19 protein-coding genes and 1 tRNA gene are annotated in these 17,688 nt (G+C 36.8%); 4 read left to right on the top strand and 16 right to left on the bottom strand.

Annotated features, from left to right (window positions below):
* Positions 1–92: 92 nt before the first annotated feature.
* A complete protein-coding gene (locus tag G4Z05_RS02810; RefSeq protein WP_327989672.1) occupies positions 93–959 on the top strand; it encodes a PRD domain-containing protein in 867 nt (288 codons plus the stop codon).
* 101 nt (positions 960–1,060) lie between these two features.
* On the opposite strand, the gene nagE is transcribed toward G4Z05_RS02810, so the two are convergent.
* From nagE to G4Z05_RS02790, 4 genes are all read right to left on the bottom strand, one after another.
* The gene (gene nagE, locus G4Z05_RS02805) at positions 1,061–2,503 is read right to left on the bottom strand and encodes an N-acetylglucosamine-specific PTS transporter subunit IIBC (RefSeq protein ID WP_163250371.1); all 1,443 of its coding nucleotides are present in this window, start codon (positions 2,501–2,503) and stop codon (positions 1,061–1,063) included.
* Positions 2,504–2,651: 148 nt separating this feature from the next.
* Positions 2,652–3,143, bottom strand: coding sequence for a PTS sugar transporter subunit IIA (locus G4Z05_RS02800; protein WP_163250370.1), 492 nt, complete (start codon positions 3,141–3,143; stop codon positions 2,652–2,654).
* Between the two features lie 345 nt (positions 3,144–3,488).
* Positions 3,489–4,862: an RsmF rRNA methyltransferase first C-terminal domain-containing protein gene (locus G4Z05_RS02795; RefSeq protein ID WP_163250369.1), complete on the bottom strand. Its 1,374-nt coding sequence runs from the start codon at positions 4,860–4,862 to the stop codon at positions 3,489–3,491.
* Between the two features lie 168 nt (positions 4,863–5,030).
* Positions 5,031–6,365 carry a CNNM domain-containing protein gene (locus G4Z05_RS02790; protein WP_163250368.1) on the bottom strand — a complete coding sequence of 445 codons (1,335 nt, stop codon included), beginning with the start codon at positions 6,363–6,365 and terminating at the stop codon, positions 5,031–5,033.
* A 220-nt stretch (positions 6,366–6,585) separates the two neighbouring features.
* Between G4Z05_RS02790 and G4Z05_RS02785 the strand changes: the two genes are divergently transcribed.
* A complete protein-coding gene (locus G4Z05_RS02785) occupies positions 6,586–6,735 on the top strand; it encodes a hypothetical protein (RefSeq protein ID WP_163250367.1) in 150 nt (49 codons plus the stop codon).
* A gap of 213 nt (positions 6,736–6,948) precedes the next feature.
* On the opposite strand, the gene G4Z05_RS02780 is transcribed toward G4Z05_RS02785, so the two are convergent.
* The 7 genes from G4Z05_RS02780 to G4Z05_RS02750 form a co-directional block, all read right to left on the bottom strand.
* Positions 6,949–7,506, bottom strand: coding sequence for a hypothetical protein (locus G4Z05_RS02780; protein ID WP_163250366.1), 558 nt, complete (start codon positions 7,504–7,506; stop codon positions 6,949–6,951).
* A gap of 1 nt (position 7,507) precedes the next feature.
* A complete protein-coding gene (locus tag G4Z05_RS02775; RefSeq protein WP_420872898.1) occupies positions 7,508–8,098 on the bottom strand; it encodes an SCO family protein in 591 nt (196 codons plus the stop codon).
* A gap of 215 nt (positions 8,099–8,313) precedes the next feature.
* Positions 8,314–9,993 carry a cbb3-type cytochrome c oxidase subunit I gene (locus G4Z05_RS02770; protein WP_163250364.1) on the bottom strand — a complete coding sequence of 560 codons (1,680 nt, stop codon included), beginning with the start codon at positions 9,991–9,993 and terminating at the stop codon, positions 8,314–8,316.
* A gap of 14 nt (positions 9,994–10,007) precedes the next feature.
* Positions 10,008–10,469, bottom strand: a complete 462-nt coding sequence (locus G4Z05_RS02765) for a cytochrome c oxidase subunit II (RefSeq protein WP_163250363.1) — start codon at positions 10,467–10,469, stop codon at positions 10,008–10,010.
* A gap of 16 nt (positions 10,470–10,485) precedes the next feature.
* On the bottom strand, positions 10,486–10,626 hold the full coding sequence (locus G4Z05_RS02760; protein WP_163250362.1) for a cytochrome c oxidase subunit 2A: 141 nt from the start codon (positions 10,624–10,626) through the stop codon (positions 10,486–10,488).
* A 335-nt stretch (positions 10,627–10,961) separates the two neighbouring features.
* Positions 10,962–11,990: an ABC transporter permease gene (locus tag G4Z05_RS02755; RefSeq protein WP_163250361.1), complete on the bottom strand. Its 1,029-nt coding sequence runs from the start codon at positions 11,988–11,990 to the stop codon at positions 10,962–10,964.
* Entirely contained in the window at positions 11,987–12,712 is a 726-nt protein-coding gene (locus tag G4Z05_RS02750) for an ABC transporter ATP-binding protein (protein ID WP_163250360.1), read from the bottom strand. Before G4Z05_RS02750 ends, G4Z05_RS02755 begins: the two co-directional genes overlap by 4 nt.
* A gap of 214 nt (positions 12,713–12,926) precedes the next feature.
* Here G4Z05_RS02750 and G4Z05_RS02745 point away from each other — a divergent pair, with 214 nt between their 5' ends.
* Positions 12,927–13,538, top strand: coding sequence for a TetR/AcrR family transcriptional regulator (locus G4Z05_RS02745; RefSeq protein WP_163250359.1), 612 nt, complete (start codon positions 12,927–12,929; stop codon positions 13,536–13,538).
* A gap of 136 nt (positions 13,539–13,674) precedes the next feature.
* Here the strand turns inward: G4Z05_RS02745 and cyoE are convergent, their stop codons facing one another.
* The 5 genes from cyoE to G4Z05_RS02720 form a co-directional block, all read right to left on the bottom strand.
* Positions 13,675–14,616, bottom strand: coding sequence for a heme o synthase (gene cyoE, locus G4Z05_RS02740; RefSeq protein ID WP_163250358.1), 942 nt, complete (start codon positions 14,614–14,616; stop codon positions 13,675–13,677).
* Between the two features lie 322 nt (positions 14,617–14,938).
* Positions 14,939–15,011: transfer RNA gene (locus G4Z05_RS02735), tRNA-Thr, on the bottom strand.
* 154 nt (positions 15,012–15,165) lie between these two features.
* Entirely contained in the window at positions 15,166–15,678 is a 513-nt protein-coding gene (locus G4Z05_RS02730; protein ID WP_163250357.1) for a DUF6141 family protein, read from the bottom strand.
* 440 nt (positions 15,679–16,118) lie between these two features.
* Positions 16,119–16,694 (bottom strand): peptide deformylase, encoded by a 576-nt coding sequence (gene def, locus G4Z05_RS02725; RefSeq protein ID WP_163250503.1) that lies wholly within the window; start codon positions 16,692–16,694, stop codon positions 16,119–16,121.
* On the bottom strand, positions 16,681–16,878 hold the full coding sequence (locus tag G4Z05_RS02720) for a helix-turn-helix transcriptional regulator (RefSeq protein WP_163250356.1): 198 nt from the start codon (positions 16,876–16,878) through the stop codon (positions 16,681–16,683). The genes def and G4Z05_RS02720 overlap by 14 nt, the downstream gene beginning before the upstream one ends.
* 338 nt (positions 16,879–17,216) lie before the next feature.
* Between G4Z05_RS02720 and G4Z05_RS02715 the strand changes: the two genes are divergently transcribed.
* On the top strand, positions 17,217–17,462 hold the full coding sequence (locus tag G4Z05_RS02715; protein WP_163250355.1) for a hypothetical protein: 246 nt from the start codon (positions 17,217–17,219) through the stop codon (positions 17,460–17,462).
* The last annotated feature ends 226 nt before the right edge of the window (positions 17,463–17,688 follow it).

The following is a 17,688-nucleotide window of genomic DNA, read 5'->3' as shown; positions in this document are numbered from 1 at the left end:
TCAAAAACCGGCAATGAAAAAGGAGGAAAAACAAAAAACATGTCGAATTTTCTTTTTAACCAATTTTTTTACCTAAAAAACATGCATAAGGCATATTCACAACATATACTCTACAGGGACAAACAAGGAGTTGGATTCCTCTGAAAATCAAACAAATCCTAAATAATAATGCCGTAGTCATTATTGATCAAAAGGAAGAAAAGATCGCTATCGGGAGCGGAATCGCTTTTCAAAAAAAGAAAAATGACATTGTCAATCCAAATAAAATCGAAAAGCTGTTTGTACTTAAAGAAAATGAAAGATTCCATCAACTACTTCTTCAAATACCCGAAGAACATTTTGCCCTTTCAGAAGAAATTATCACCTATGCCGAGCAATCTCTCGGAACCAAACTAAGTGAACATATTCATATTGCACTAACCGATCACTTATCTTTTGCCATTGAAAGAATTCGGGATGGAATATATGTAAAAAACAAACTTCTGCAAGAAATTAAAATACTGTACAAGAACGAATTTAACATCGGCCTGTGGGCCATCAAACATATGGAAAAAAAGATGAACATTACGTTCCCTATTGACGAAGCTGGTTATATCGCATTACATATTCATACTGCCAAACTAAAGAGCGGTGATATGAAACAGACACTCAGACAAACAGCAATCCTTAGCCATATGATACAAACAATCCGGGACCATCTAAAAATGGAAATGAATGAAGAGGATCTTTCCTATCAACGGCTGATTACCCACTTACGCTTTGCCCTATTACGGATTAATGACAAACAGCAGCACACCATGGATGAAGAAATGTTAAAAATGATAAAATTAAAATTTCCTGCTTCCTATGAATGTGCCCAACAAATAGCAACAGAACTCTTACACCATTATCAGATGCTCTTACCCGAACATGAACTAGGATATATAACCCTTCATATTGAACGACTACGAATAAAGTAACGGTAAATCCAAAAAACGCAAACCAACTACAACATCTTCAATAAAAAACGCTTGGGCCTTACATAAAACGGGATCCCAAGCGTTTTTATTACAAACAATTATTATTTATTCCGGATTTTCATTACTTCATCAGCAACAAACTGAACATTGGTGCCAACAATGACCTGAATGCTATGTTCGCCGACAACATTAATCCCATGTACCCCTGCTGCTTTAATTTTATTCTTGTCAACCTTATTCATATCCTTCACTTCCAAACGCAAACGAGTCACACAGTTGTCGACAGAAACTACATTATCGTCCCCGCCCAATCCTTCATAGATTTGTTTAGCCATAACTGCAAATTTACTCTCGCCTGAAGGACCAGCTTCTGCCAATTCTTCTTCATCTTCTTCACGTCCAGGTGTCATCAAGTTAAACTTTGTAATAATAAATCGGAATAAGAAATAGTAAATTACTGCAAAAATAAGCCCCTGAACTAAAAGCATATATGGAGAATTGGCCAATGGTAGCCTTGAACTTAAGAAAAAGTCAATGAAACCCGCACTAAAACCAAAACCTGCGGTCCAATGGAAAGTGGCTGCAACAAATAAAGAAATACCAGTTAAAATAGCGTGCACAATATAAAGAACCGGTGCAACGAACATAAACGCAAATTCAATTGGCTCTGTAACACCTGTAAAGAAGGCAGCAAAACCAGCAGCCATCATTAAAGATGCTACTTGCTTTTTCTTCTTCGTTTTAGCCGTATGATACATCGCCAAACCGGCTGCAGGCAAACCGAACATCATGACAGGGAAGAAGCCTGCTTGATACATACCGGTAACACCCTTTTCTCCATTACCGGACCAGAAGTTACCAATATCATTAATTCCTGCCACATCAAACCAAAACACAGAGTTCAAGGCATGATGCAATCCAGTTGGGATTAGAAGACGGTTAAAGAAGCCATATAATCCTGCACCTGCAGCTCCTAATTCACTGATTCCCTTACCAAAAGATACTAATGCAGTATAAATCACAGGCCAAATAAAGAACAATATGGCAGATACCACCAACATTGAAACGGCTGTCATAATTGGCACTAAACGTTTGCCACTAAAAAAGGCCAGCGCATCCGGCAATTTCACATGGCTAAAGCGATTGTACATTATCGAAGCAACAATCCCCGAAAGAATACCAACGAAAGCGTTTCCAATTTTCCCAAAAGCAGGATCCACCTCTTCTGGTTTTATACCTTCCAACAATGCCACTGTACCGGTTGACAGTAATGTCGTTACCACGAGATAGGCAACAAGACCGCTCAATGCCGAAGAACCATCTTTTTCCTTGGACATCCCTAATGCAACACCGACTGCAAACAGGATAGGAATATTTCCAATAATTGAATCACCGGCTTTAATAAGGAATGCAGCAAGTGGACTCTCTGCCCCCCAACCTGAAGGGTCAATCCAGTAACCAATCCCCATCAAAATAGCGGCAGCTGGCAAAACAGCGACTGGCAGCATTAAGGATCGGCCAAGCCTTTGGAGATACTTCATCATTTTCATTACCCCCTATTCATATAGACGTATACAAAAAAGTGAAACAGATAAAATCATTTTTCCAATGCATAAGCTTTTTATCGTTTTGACCCTTCATCACCCCCTTAAAACAGGGGGACTTCTCCCCCTTCATCGTACGGTATGAAGCTTACTTTTTATTTACGGTGATCATCACCGTCTTACCGGCAATACCTTCCTTCTCCTCTGTTACATGAATTTGTTTCTTTCCATCCTGGGCATTGGTGATTACAATAGGAGTAACCGTGCTAGAAGCATGGGCCTTAATATAAGTCCAATCCACTTCGAGCAGCAATTGTCCAACCGAAACTTTTTCCCCTACCGTGACTGCCGGTTTAAATCCTTCTCCATTTAACGATACGGTTTCTAACCCGACATGGATTAATATTTCTGTTCCATCCTCAGCCAAAATACCAATTGCATGCTTCGTTGGCGCTACTTGTATGATCTTTCCATCGACTGGTGCATATATATGACCTTTCTCTGATGGCAAGACGGCAGCGCCTTCACCAATTAATTTCTGACCGAAAACCGGATCTGGCACCTCCTCTAGCTTAATAATCTTTCCATCTACCGGTGCATGGATTTCTACTGCTTTTGTCTTTTTAAAGAAATTAAACATAAAAATTACCCCTTTACCAATATTAATGATAGTTATTAGAAAAATATTAATACTATTTACCTAATTATCTTTTTCTGAAATTTATCAAGAAACTAGTGTATCGAGGCCTTTCTTGATCGTGCGTTCCATCCGAGAAAAAGAAACACAATAGGCCACTAATGCGTTTACACTAGATCATTCTCCAGTCAATGCTAATAAAAAAGGCATGGCGGTATCATAAAAGGCACTAAAACCTTCTATTTTACCACCATGCCTGATCGAATCAGTAACATGTGATCGATATTCTATTACGATTATCGTAACATACACATCACTACTTGTAAAACATAAACTATGAATTTTATCCTAATAATTCCCTGTCCATCTTAGCCCTTTTGGATAATGGTTTTTTAACGTACGGTCAGATAGTTTTCCCCAACCAATGGAATATCCATCTACTTCTACTAGGTACCAACCTTTTGGACCTTCCGCTTCCAAAGATTCTCCCTTTAAAAAGGCCAAAATATCTCGGGAGTCTACCGGCAAGTTCCATTTATGCTTCACCTGTTCCCCTTTTAAGGCCAAAGCCATTGCATGAGAAGGTTCGAAACGATTCTTTTTAATCGTACCCAAATGCCAACCCGGGCGCACAACCTTTAGATTCTCTAGTGACAACATTCCCTCCGGCAGCAAATATAATTGTTCTCCGAATAACAGAAATTCTCCTGTTGGAGCTTCTCGTAAATTCTCCTCAGCAAACTGAAAGTAGCTTTTCAATGTTTTTTTGTCTGTAAAAACTTTCGGACCTTTCCATTTTCCGTGCTCCGCTCCGTCTGTTTTTCGTAAAACAGCAATATAATGACCCTCACCTTGAACATGATGCGGCCAAATTCTTATCGTTTTTTCTAAATCTGCCACACCTTCCGGCACCCAGTCTCTCCGACCTCTGTCAAATCCTTCAAAAACCTGAATATCCTCCACTTCAAAGTTCGAGTTCTTTTTTAAAAATTGACTAATAATCCCTTCATTTTCTTCCGGTGAAAAAGTACAAGTCGAATAAACCAATCTTCCTCCTGGCCGAAGCATAGTTCCAGCATGTTCAAGAATATCCATTTGTCGTCCTGCACACACAGCCACATTTTCAAGGCTCCACTCTGCACAGGCATCCGGATCTTTACGAAACATTCCTTCACCAGAGCAAGGAGCATCGACTAAAATTCGATCGAAATATCCCGGAAATCTTTCAGCCAGCCTTGCCGGAGTTTCATTCGTCACAACCGCATTGGTTATCCCCATCCGCTCCACGTTTTGCGAAAGAATTTTTGCCCGTGCTGGATGAATTTCATTCGTCAGCAAAAAGCCTTGCTGCTGCATTCTTGCTGCCATATGTGTCGTTTTCCCGCCCGGGGCAGCACATAAATCCAGTACTCGCTCGCCTGGCTGAGGATCTACCAACTCTCCGGCCGCCATTGCACTCGGCTCCTGAATGTAATACAATCCAGCCTCATGATAAGGATGCTTACCAGGGCGGTCTATGTCCCCATAATAAAACCCCTCTTTTACCCAAGGAATTTTATCCAGATGAAACGGACTCATTTTCTGAAACTCTTCCATATCTATCTTAAGCGTGTTTACCCGCAGACCCTGAGCTTTGTGGTCCTCATAACTTTTCATAAAATCCTCATATTCATCCTTTAAAAGATCTCTCATTTTGTTACGAAAATCCTTTGGCAACTCCATTTCCATCACCTCAAAACCGATCTAACTTTCATCTAATGTGCCGCGGGTCATATTATACATGGAAAATCACGATAGAAAAATGATAACACAATAATTGTCTTTCATTTCATTCTACATAGCTCCCCACAGAGAAGCGTTTTGCAAAAAAGCACCTAATCCCTTCATTGGTTAGGTGCTTTCTTCTTCAACAACCACATTTTCTTTAACAGTTACCTTTACCCTCTCAATCCGTCTGTCATCCATTTCTTTAACTTCAAATAGGACATCATTATATTCCATAGATGGCCGTTCATTGAACTCGGGAATATAGCCAAGTTGACCGATGATAAATCCGCTAAGTGTATCATAATCCTGAATTGGCAGACCAACTTTAAGTACATCTTCAACCTCGTGTAGACTCGTTGTCCCTGCCATCATATAATGGTTTGGATCTAGCACTTCAATTTCAATGACGTCTAGCTCCGGTTCATCATATTCATCAAAAATATTTCCAACGATTTCTTCAATTAAGTCTTCAATGGTAACAATCCCATCCGTTCCACCGTATTCATCCAGAACAATAGCCATATGGATATTGTTTTTTTGCATATCCCTAAATAAACGGTCAATTCGAATGGATTCAAGAACAAAATAAGGTTCACGAACCATTTCTCTCAGATTAAATGCATGACGATCCCCGCTCTCAAGAAATTGAAATAAATCCTTAACATTAAGAATTCCGATAATATGGTCGATATCCTCTTCATACACAGGCATTCTAGTGTATTTTTCATTATTCACAATTCGAACCGTTTCCTCCAGACTTGTTTCAATGGGGAGAGCAATAATATTGGTCCGATGAGTCATAATGTCTGAAACATGCTTATTATCAAATTCAAAAATATTATTAATCATTTCCTTTTCCGCTTCTTGGATCGTTCCTTTTTCCTGACCTACATCCACCATCATACGAATTTCTTCCTCTGTCACATCTTCCTCGTCTGCATTTGGATCTAATCCAAAGAGCCGAGCAATCAAATTCGTTGATAAAGTCAACAGCTTCACAAATGGATAAGTAAGCTTAGAAAGTAAGATTAAAGGTTTAACTGCAAAAAAGGAGATGGTTTCCGCTTTTTGTAAGGCCAACCTTTTGGGAACGAGTTCTCCAAGTACTAAAGTAAAATAGGATAAAATTAATGTAATAATGACCGTTGATAACGTTTCAAGTATATTGGCCGGGAGCGGTATCCCCAGATTGGAAAGCATCTCTGCTAGGGCGCTTGCAAAATTTCCAGCTGCAAAAGCACTTGCAAGAAACCCAGCCAATGTAATTCCAATTTGAATGGTGGCTAAAAACCGGCTTGGTTCGGATAAAAGCTGGTGAACAAGTTTTGCTTTTTTATTTCCACCATCGGCCATCATTTTAATTTTATTATCATTCAAGGAAACAAGTGCCATTTCTGATGCTGCAAAAAATCCATTCAATAATATCAGGAACACGAGTACAAATAATCCGGTGCCCACAATAGTCACCTCCCAAATCAAAAACGAACGTGCAATGGTTTTTGATTAGTATCAGTATATTTGGTTCTATCCTTTCAAAGTAATTTTTGGAAAAGTATTGAAAATAACAAGTGAAGGTTCTTTCCCTGTGCTCCTAATCGTTCCACTCTTCTCTTGACAGCAATCCATTAAAATAAAGGTACAAATAATGGACACCCTAATAGGTAAAGGAGGAGTTTCTATGTCATCCAATCCAAATGAACCAATGGATATGAATGCTTCCACAAGCAACAATCCTGTTAGAGACCGAATCAAAAGTAGAAATCCTGCTGATTTTTCTAGCTCTTCCCTACGAAGGATTGCTCTATCACGCCTAGGGAGATCTCGATAATTGAGAAAAGCATAAGCGCCCTGGAAATCAACAACGACTCGCTTTCACTCATCATGTTTCCTTTATCACAGTTTGAAAAGTTTCTACAAGGAAGGCTTGAGCAGTATAATCATCGCACAACCGAAAGCGATAACTAGACAATTCTCAAAGTCGAAACTATATGCTCTTCTTCTAAAAACAGAGCCTGCTTCTTCAAGAGCAGGCTTACATTTATTAAACATATTCAGAAGGGTCGACAAAATAGGTATAAACCAAATAAATAATCATGCAAATGGCTGTTGTCATAAACCCCCAACCGAGAGTCAGCTGTTCCATGACCAGATAGTTGTTACATAATTGTACAGGTGACCAAATATATAGAGCTCCCACCCCGATAAACAATAACGTAAACAGAATAATAATTATGTTTTTTCCTATTGAACTAAGTTTTTTCCAGCTATCCCTTAAAGGAACTCCAGCCAAAAATGGCAAGCTAATAAATTTAAAAACCTCCACTGCTGGAACAGTTAATGATTCATCCATCGTCCGTGGAAGCATCCAATATACCATGATAATGACAAATAATAAGATTCCTGGGACCCCATTACGATTCCATTTTTCAAAAAAGGCTGGGAATTGTTTTAGAATAAACTGGGCCATTAAAAATCCGGAAATAACTAGCATCGGCATTTGCATATGCATATGAATGATCATTATCGATTCCATAAAGGATGCCACAGGCGGAATCAGCAGAAATAGAAATAAAAGCAGCCCATAAAATGATTGATTCATGCTACTCCCCCGCTTCCTTTTTAAGAATACGGACAACCTTTTTAGCTGCCTCATCCGTCTTCTTGTAATCCATCACATCGATAAGATATCCTTGTTTATCAACTAAATAAAACGCCGAATTATGAGCAAATGTTCCATTATCATCAGGAATAACAATGACACCGAATGCATTCAACAGTGACTCTAATTCCGATTTGTCTTTAATTCTGGCCATCCTCCAGGTTTCCCCGTCACTATTAAAATACCCTCGATATTTTTCCAATGTGCCCGGATCATCACGATCCGGATCAAAGCTAATGCTTAAAAAAACAATCTCTTTACCCAAATACTTTTTTGGAATCAGTTCATATACTTTTGACATGTTCATTTCCAATTGAGGGCAAACAGTTGTACAAGATGTATATAAAAATGTAAGAAATACATATTTATTTTCAAATTCAGAAAATGAATAAATCCGCTCTTTACTATCCTCTAATGTCACATTAGGAAATTTCGGCTTTTCTTTCACCAATTTATTAACACGAGCCGTTTCCGCTGTATAGGCGGTAAAACCGTCAGTTCCAATATAGAACAAAATCAATCCAAATAACATTACCAGGGATAGGGAGATAATCGTATATTTTTTTTGGACCACCATGATCACTTCCAACTAATTTTTCAAAAATATGAAGCAGAAAGAGATAGCCCAATCCCACGAGCTATCTCTTTTTCTTAGAACAAGTGTTTAACAACATTTATTTCGAAACACGGCTTTTTAGCCAATTCGCATAATAATTCCTAACACCTTAAGCAAGTATTGTTTTCTCATTACCAAGTTTTCAATGGAGGTGAGCCTGGAGGTGCATTTACGATAAACTCAGTTAATGGTATAACGTATGCCATAGAAACGACAATCAGCATGACGACAATCCATAAACCCCAACGCTCTGTCCAGTAAGGAGTTTTTGCTGCCCCTTCTTCTTCTTCTGCTAGTGGGAATTCTGTTTCACCTTTAGGTGCAAAGAACATCATATTGAATACGGCATATACTTGAAGAATGACACCAATAATTAACAACGTACCGCCGATCGCTAGGAAAAATAAATATGGATCCCAGCTTAATGCAGTGGCATTGTCAAAGTAAGTGGAATAAGAGGTTCTACGTGGTGAACCTAATAGTCCTACCCAGTGCATGGCTCCTGCCATTAATGTCATCCCAATGGTCCAGATAATCGTTTGAATAATCCCTAATTTGTTCATTTTTGGGGTTAACACACGTCCAGAGATAAATGGAACTAACCAATAAGTAATTCCAAAGAATGTCATAACAACAGACATCCCTAATGTTAAGTGGAAGTGTCCAACAATCCACATTGTATTATGAACAACCTGGTCTAATTGGTTTGTACTTTGTACAATACCACCCGCTCCAGCTGGAATGAAGGCTGCCATTGCAATGAATGGTGCTAAGAAACGAACATCCCCCCAAGGAAGTTTTTTATACCAGCCAAGCAATCCTTTACCGCCTTTCTTTCTAGCGGTTCTTTCAAATACGGCAAACATCGCATAAGCTGTCATTAATGAAGGGAAACCAATAGCCAAACTCATAAATACGTGCATATATTTGATGCCTTCATCAATACCTGGGTCAATAATTTGATGGTGGAATCCACCGGTAATGTTCATGACGACTAAAGCAATAATCACGACGCGAGTTAATGTGTCACTCCAGCGTCTTCCGCCAATAATTTTCGGAACAACTACATACCAAGCAGAAGTAGCTGATAAATACCAGATGTTAACCAATGTATGGCCGAATGCCCAGAATAGTGTACGGGAAACCATGACATTAATTCCATCCACCCATCCAAGCACCCAAGGAATGATCATGAATACTTCAATGGCTACAGGAATCAGTGCGAAGAATAATAGGACAAACACACCAGTAGCAAAATAAGCAAAGATTGGAACATGCTGACCTTTATGATTTTTCCTCCAGTTTGCTACATTGATAAAACATCCTACACAAGCCAGCCAAATGCCTAATGCGACAAATACTAATCCAAAATAGAACATAGGATGTGCCGCCATTGGCGGGTAAAATGTATACATGACAGATGCTTCATTCATAAGGATCGGAATCACAACTAAGACAATTCCAATCATTTTAGACACAAAACCAGTCCAGACAATCTTTCTCACTTTAGGAAGAAGACCTCCTAAAGTATGTGACATCCCTGCATAAAAATAACCGATAATAAAGAATGCTGTTAATACTAGTATTAATAAAACACCGTGCGCAGTAAGTACTTGATAATAGTTTAGCCATGATGGCATTTCCAAGAGACCTGCTCGGTTCAACCCTTGCAACAATCCTAAAAATCCGCCGAGAAGTAAGGCGCTAAAGGCTACCGTTAAATATGTTTTTGAAATTTTGGCATCTTCTGGACTAATGCCAAGCGCTTTATTCGCTGTTTCTCTTATCGTTTTTGCTGTTATGGTTGCCATTTACTTTCCCCCCTTTATTTCACAGTAATGGTTGTGCCCATCACTTGATGGCCGGCACCACAATACTCATTACATAGAATTAAATACTCACCAGCTTTATCAAATTTCTGTTTGATTTTTTGAATGTGACCTGGTGGGACCATTGCATTCACGTTTGTGTTGGCAATCTGAAATCCATGTGTTACATCCTTAGAAGTTAATACAAAAGTAACGGTAGATCCTGCTGGCACTTCAATTTTGTTTGGATTAAAGCTAAATGCTTGTAATGTCATCACTACTTCGTATTCATTTTCGCCAACCTGTTTTACACCTGGTTTATCAAATGGTGCAGTTTGATCAACCTTCGTTGGATCAATCGTTTCCATATTACTTGGTGGCCCCATTTCTAATGCAAATGCTTGATAACCTGTGATAAGCATGAAAATCATAATCATTCCGAAGCTTAACGTCAGCCAAATTTTTTCATCACGATGCATTTTCTACTCCCCTCCCTTATACTCGAACCATATATAAGCCATAAACGATTAAATAAGTAACTAAAATAACTCCTCCAACCACTCCACAAGAAATCCATGTGCCTTTTAGCGGTTCATGGTTTTCTGCTTTTTTGTGGCTGACTTTTGTTGATTCCATATAAGAATCCCCCTTTTGGTTTTGTTTGTTCTTCTTACTTACATAATAATTAGGAATGATTCTCAATGAAGTGAAGTGAATCACATAAATAAACCAGAATAAAAAATTGAAAATTATAACATGTAGAAAATAAAAATTTGGAGAAAGGTTATGTAAAAATAACGACATTATCACTGGATTTACCTTTTGAACGAAAGGAATGAATAAAGAGGAGATTTTTGAAGTGAGTTTAGTAAAAACTCTCCTTATTCGAATAGAAGTGGAGTAGTAAATACATAAACAAAAAAAGAGCGACAAGATTGATAATACTTGTCGCTCTTTTCATTAGAATACGATTAAAGTTTCCTAAATTTTTTCAATGCTAGTGTGTTCAATATATAAAGGATGAATGTGTATCCAATCAACCCAAAAAGATAACCCCAAATTTGAAGGAATCCTCCACCGTAAACCATTACTCTTTTAATAGCTTCTACACCATAAAAAACTGGCATGAGGTAACACAAATTCCCTAGATGGTATGGAATTAAATCTAATGGAATCAATCCTGAAAAGAATACTTGTGGAATAATCGTAAATGGTATTAGTTGTACTACTTGTAACTCTGAAGTAGAGAACACAGAAATCATTGCACCAAACGAAACGGCAGTAATCGCTAATAAAACCATGGCAACAACAATCCAACCAATGTTTCCAATAGAATGTAAATTCAGCACATAAAACGAATAGAAAACAATCAGTATGGCTTGAATAATAGCAAATACTCCATATCCTAACGTATATCCAAGAATAACCTCTCCTCGTTTAATAGGAGTCATCATTAACCTTTCTAATGTACCACCACTTCGTTCTCTAACAAGTGCCATACCTGAAATAATAAATACCAGTAAAAATGCGAATAAACCTAGAAACACATATCCAAGGGATTCAAACGTTGAATTGTCTTGTGCGCCATATACATACGACATATTTATCTTTGCTGACGGATTTAGGGAAGATAAAGCTTTTTGTATTTCAGATAATGCTTTTGCACTTTTTTTAGATGGTTCATACATGATGATATTTACACTGGCATTCTCTGAAATAGTAAAGATTGCATCCACGTCAAGATGATCCTTTAAATATTGCTTTGGATGTTGGAAATCATCATTCGATACATATATTACCTTCAAATCTTGTGCTTTCAACTCTGTAACAAGAGGGGCTGGCATGGCATTTTTATTGATTCCTACTGTCGCTGTATAGTCTGAATCACCAAGCAAAAAGTAAATTAAAGTTAAAGCAAAAAGTGGTGCAATGAATATCATCATGACACTTCGTTTATCATTTAAAGTTTGAAGGATCACACGCTTGGCTAAATGGATCATTTTACAACACCGCCTCTACTCGAAGCCATTAAGAATAGTTCTTCCACTCGACCTGTATTGGTCTTCTTCAGCAATTTTTCTACACTATCGTATTCAATTAAAGAACCATTATAAATGAGAGCCGCTTTATCACACTCTGTTACTTCATCCATAACATGTGTGGAAACAATAATTGTCGTTCCTGATTTTTTAATTTCCTGAAACTGATCCCAAATAGTACGACGCAACACTGGATCAATGCCCACTGTCGGTTCATCCAAGAATAAAACATCTGGTTGATGTAAAATAGAAGCGGCTAAAGAAAGTCGCTTTTTCATCCCACCAGAAAAATTCCTTATCAATTTCTTTCTATGCTCGGTTAAATCTACTAATTCAAGAACTTCTTTAACGCGCTGTTCTAATTTACTTTTACTTAATTGATAAAGTCCTCCAAAAAATCGCAAATTGGATTCTGCCGATAAATCATCATACAAAGCATCATTCTGTGGCATATATCCAATCTTTTTTAACATTTTCAAATTAGGCATTTTTATATTGGCTAGTTGGATGTGTCCTGTATCTGCTGCAATAGCTCCTATCATAAGACGAATTAATGTTGTTTTACCCGAACCAGAAGGCCCAAGCAAACAGCATATTTCTCCGGAAGGAATGGTAAATGTGATATCTTTAATAACTTCCTTTTTTTCAAAGCTTTTGCTAACATTTGAAATTTTAATATCCACCAAAGTCCTACCCCCTCTAATTTAAACGAATTACAACTCATAATAATTTATATATGAATCTATTCTCCTCCACAAAACGGACAACGTGTTGTTTTAATGCTTTTTATTCATTATAATAAACCGTAATTTATCATTACAATAATCAAAAATTCTGATTGTGTCGGATAACCAACAACATCTTCAAATGTGTTAAATAATGATTGGGGGAGCAAAAATGCGTAATAAAAATACGGATTTACGTGTCATTCGGACGAAAGAAGCTATCAGAAATGCATTGGTGGAATTAATTGAAGAAAAAGGTTTAGATGCCCTAACTGTAAAAGAGATTACTACGAAGGCAAAAATTAACCGAGGAACTTTTTATGTTTATTACCAGGACAAGTATGATTTAGTTAACAAATGTGAGGATGAGTTTTTTCAAGAATTGGCTGATATGATCATAGAGAACTTTTCCAAAACCATGAATGAAAAGAAAACGAACCCTTCGGTAACGATTCCCGTTACCCTTGTAGTATCCATTTTTGAACATATCGACCGAAATAGAAAGTTTATGAAAGCAATATTAGGACCAAAAGGAGATTTATCATTCCATACAAAGATGAAAGAATTCATGTGGAAAACATTATTTGAAAACAATAAATTCATTCAACAAGAAAATCTCTTAGTTCCTATCGAATACCTCATTTCCTATATTTCATCTGCACATTTAGGCGTTATACAACAATGGTTGAATAGTGATAAAAATGAATCTCCTCAAGAGATGGCTCATATTTTATACACCATGACTGCTAATGGTCCTTTCTATGCAGCAGGTTTAAAACGTTAATAGATGAGGGGCGGTAATAAATATGGCCCCTAATTTGGTCATTTGTTCAATCATAAACAAAAGCAGTGTGATTTCTGTTGAAAAATCCACTGCTTTTATCGTTGTTGAACCAACTTATTTAAACTGCAACGATTTATTACTGAAATACAGGTAATGTTACAACAATCATAAGTAAAAACAATAGAGTGACATAGTTCACAGAATAAAGGAACATGACATGTGCCCATTTTAAATCATTTTTCGTAAAGAGTCCGTAGATACTCACTACCAGCCAGCCTATGTTCATGATGGTTGCAATAGCAACAAAAGTAGTTCCGAGAGAACCAAGATAAAATGGCAATGGTAGCAAGCAAGCGATATAGACAACCATTTGACGTTTAGTCATTTCAAAACCATGTACGACCGGAAGCATGGCAACTTTAGCTGCTCGATATTCTTCACATTTCTTCATGGCAACGGCAAACGTATGTGGCATTTGAAAAATAAATAAAATGAGAAACATGATAATCGGAACGATATGAAAACCGGAATCGATCGCTGTCCAACCAATCATTGGCGTAACGGCACCGGAAATACTGCCAATGACCGTGTTAAGTGTATATCGTCGTTTAGACCACATTGTATAAAGAACAACATAGGTAAACCATCCGATAAATGAATAAATGACAGCTTCAAATCTTGTAAAGAACATTAATATAAACCCTAGGACTGTAAGGATAATCCCTGTCCACAGCACCGTTTTTAAGGAAAAATTCCCCGTTACTGTCGGCCGATGCTTCGTTCGATCCATAACCGTATCAATATCTACATCATACCAGTTATTGATCACAAGAGCCCCAGCTATAATCATGGTGCTCCCGATCATCGTCAGCCAGAAAATGCCCCAGTTGTCAGCAAAGGATGAACCCGTAAAATAGAGGGCTAGCCAAAAACCAGCAAAAACCGGTAGGACATTTGCCACTAACACTTTTCCCTTCAGTAGTGCTTTTATATCAAATATCATACTAGCTCGACTACTAGTATGAGATATCGCTACTTTTCCACTGTTCTGCACGGAAGGCACCCCACTTTGATTCATACAGAACCCCCCTTAAAGATAGTTAAAATCAAACTCAAAGAACAAACTTACTCAACTTAATATTAACATACTTTCCAAAGAAAACCCCTATAGAAAAATTCCCAATAAAAAAGAATATGGTGGAATGTTCACTGTAAGCCAACACAAGAAATAATGCCGAGGCATTCCCCGACATTTGATAGAACAAAATTTTTACTTTCCTTACTTACATTCAGATCATCAAATAAAACAGCAGCCTTTTCATCTTATCAGTAGGTAGACTGCAATCATTAAAATAGGCAACAATTCCTTCAGGCTTAAGGGAATGTTGCCTCTGTTTTAATGCTGGTGACAGGATTCGAACCTGCGACCCCTTCATTACGAGTGAAGTGCACTACCAGCTGTGCTACACCAGCAAGTATGAACGAACATAGGTATTATAGCACAATTTTTCATAAAATTCCATTTCCGATTCATGTCTATTTCAGTAATTATTCAAGTTTATTCCTTAAAAGATATATGCCACCTACTTAGTAGTAATCGTTCGATGAAACAATAATAAAGATTGATTTAATGTTTCTCTTTTGCAAAATGAATTGCATTGATCAATTCTACCGGTTTTTGTGTCCCAATCACTACTGTTTCATTTTTTAATTTCAGCTTTATACCTTGTTTACCATACATAGTATAAGATTTTTCTCCTTTAAGATTCATACGAATTCCCCATCCCCCAAATTTAAAAAAATGATAATCTATTTGTTCAATATGAACTATATTCTTATATAAAAATCTTTGATAATGGAACTGAAAAGGGATAAAACGAATATAAATCCCATCTACACGAACTTCGACTATTAGTTTTAGAAACCCTATCAACACTACAGGAAAAATGATGCCAAAAATAATCCAAAATATAAGGAGCACGGTGTTGGGAGCTGGCTTACTTCCAAATGGAATTCCCATTACAACTTGCTGAAACACACTGTACCAAGAAAATAAAGCCAAAAAGAGGACCAATGCCCATATCCAAATTTGAGTTGGTCTTTGAATTTCACGATAAATAACTTGATTATAGTTCCCCATGTTTTATCTACCTTCTATTTTGTTACTTAACTACTCTCTCAATTAAACTAGAAGAACAAACTTACACTCAATCGGAAATGGTTTTATGAGTTTATCATTTCAAGTAGAAATAGGGTATAGAAATTTTTATATGGGGTTTTCAATGGAGGGATTATTCTAATGTTCTTAAAAATAGGGATCCTAATTCTAAATATGTTAACCGCAGTCGATATTGCTTTATATTGAAGGATGATAATTTGAGATTTTGATCCATTAACTTTGTGATTGTAGAAAGATTTGGCCCAGTATTTTAAAGGGGAAAGGAAGCCTTCCGAAAACTACTCTAATTTTGATTTAAAGTAAATGTAACAGACCTTACTCATTAAAAATGTATATAAGTAGGCTTCCTATATTGTTTTAAGAATCAATATAGAGAATGCCCCTTCTGATAAAGGGCATTATTAGTATAAACTTTTACTGTTCTCTGGTAATTTGAATGGATTTTCCTTATTCATTCGATCATAAAACATAATACCATCTAGATGATCTATCTCATGCTGTATAACAATAGAGGCATATCCTTTGAGTTTTAAAACTATTTCTTCTCCCTCTAAATTAAAGCCTTTCACTTTTATCCGTTCATATCGTGGGACATACCCTTTTATTTCACGATCAACAGAGAGGCAACCTTCGCCTTGTGGTAAGTATATGATCGATACTGAATGACTAATGATTTTCGGATTAATGAGGGTATATTCATGTTTTATTCCCTTCTCATCTGTTAAATAGGCTACAAACATACGCTTATTCAAACCAATTTGATTCGCTGATAAACCTACTCCTGCACGCAATTTGTATTTTTTTGCCACAGAAGGATCTTGACTATTTTTTAAGAAATTCATCATGCAAATCAATGTTTCTTTATCTTCCTCTGAAAGTGGTAGTATAACTTCTTTCGTTGGTTGATGTAGAATGGGATTTCCTTCCCTTACGATATCCTTCATTGTGATCATATAATTTGATTTAAATTTCCCCATAAATGAACAATTCATCTACCTTTACCTTTAATATTACTGATATTTTGAACGCCAACTCCAAAGTTGGGTCATACTTATTATTCTCAATACAACTAATCGTTTGTCTGACTACCCCACACTCTTTGGCAAGTTGCTCTTGAGTAATTCCCATTTTCTTTCGAATTTCTTTAATCTTATTTTTCAATCGCATCACCAATGTCAAAAGTATTGGACATTTTTATTTTAGCAATCACCATTCATCTGTCAATACCTTTGAACATTTCACTTGCTCCACTCCATGAAATCGACTCCCCTTGTTAGACAAAGGATAGAAAGATTGGTTGAACCCATAAAAAACTTAATCCCTTCCGATTTAAAGTTCCTTCATTAGAACTAAAGAAGCAAACCTGTAAACAATTGAAATAAGGCGTACGTCTCAATTTTGAAAAAGATATTTCATTATGAAGTTTGAAATGTTACAATTAACAACACAAGAAATTACTGGAAATTTAGTATAAATTTTGTTCATGTGGAGGTGGTTACATGAAAAATTTATTCTTTGGATTATTAGTAGCAATAATAATTGGATACCTTTACTTTTCATTATTAACAGTTCCTGTATCAAGTGGAGTACTATTAGGATTAATCATATTCCTCGTTTCAATGACCATGTTAGTTATTCTTAAAAGAGAATCGTTTAAGCGCATAGCAAGAATCATGTCTTTTGCCGGTGTATTTCTTAGTGTAGGTACCTTTGCATTAATTTTATTAGCAATGAGTAATATGTAACCAAAAAAATGACTGACCCAAAAAGTCTTTAAAATGATTTTTGGGCTCAGTTTTTTTCTTTGAATTTTATGGACTGTTTTTTACAGATCCAATCGTCTCATTCCATATCATTAAGTCCTATCCCTGAATTTGCTGATTTACTGAAAAAGTGAAAAAGACTAGGAGGCTTCCCCAACATGCTCAGGTAAAGTGGATGGGTACCATTAAAAAAATTAATAGAAATAAA

The organism is Neobacillus thermocopriae, from assembly GCF_010975035.1.
Classification (GTDB): domain Bacteria; phylum Bacillota; class Bacilli; order Bacillales; family Cytobacillaceae; genus Neobacillus; species Neobacillus thermocopriae.
This window is presented reverse-complemented; position numbering and strand designations above follow the sequence as displayed.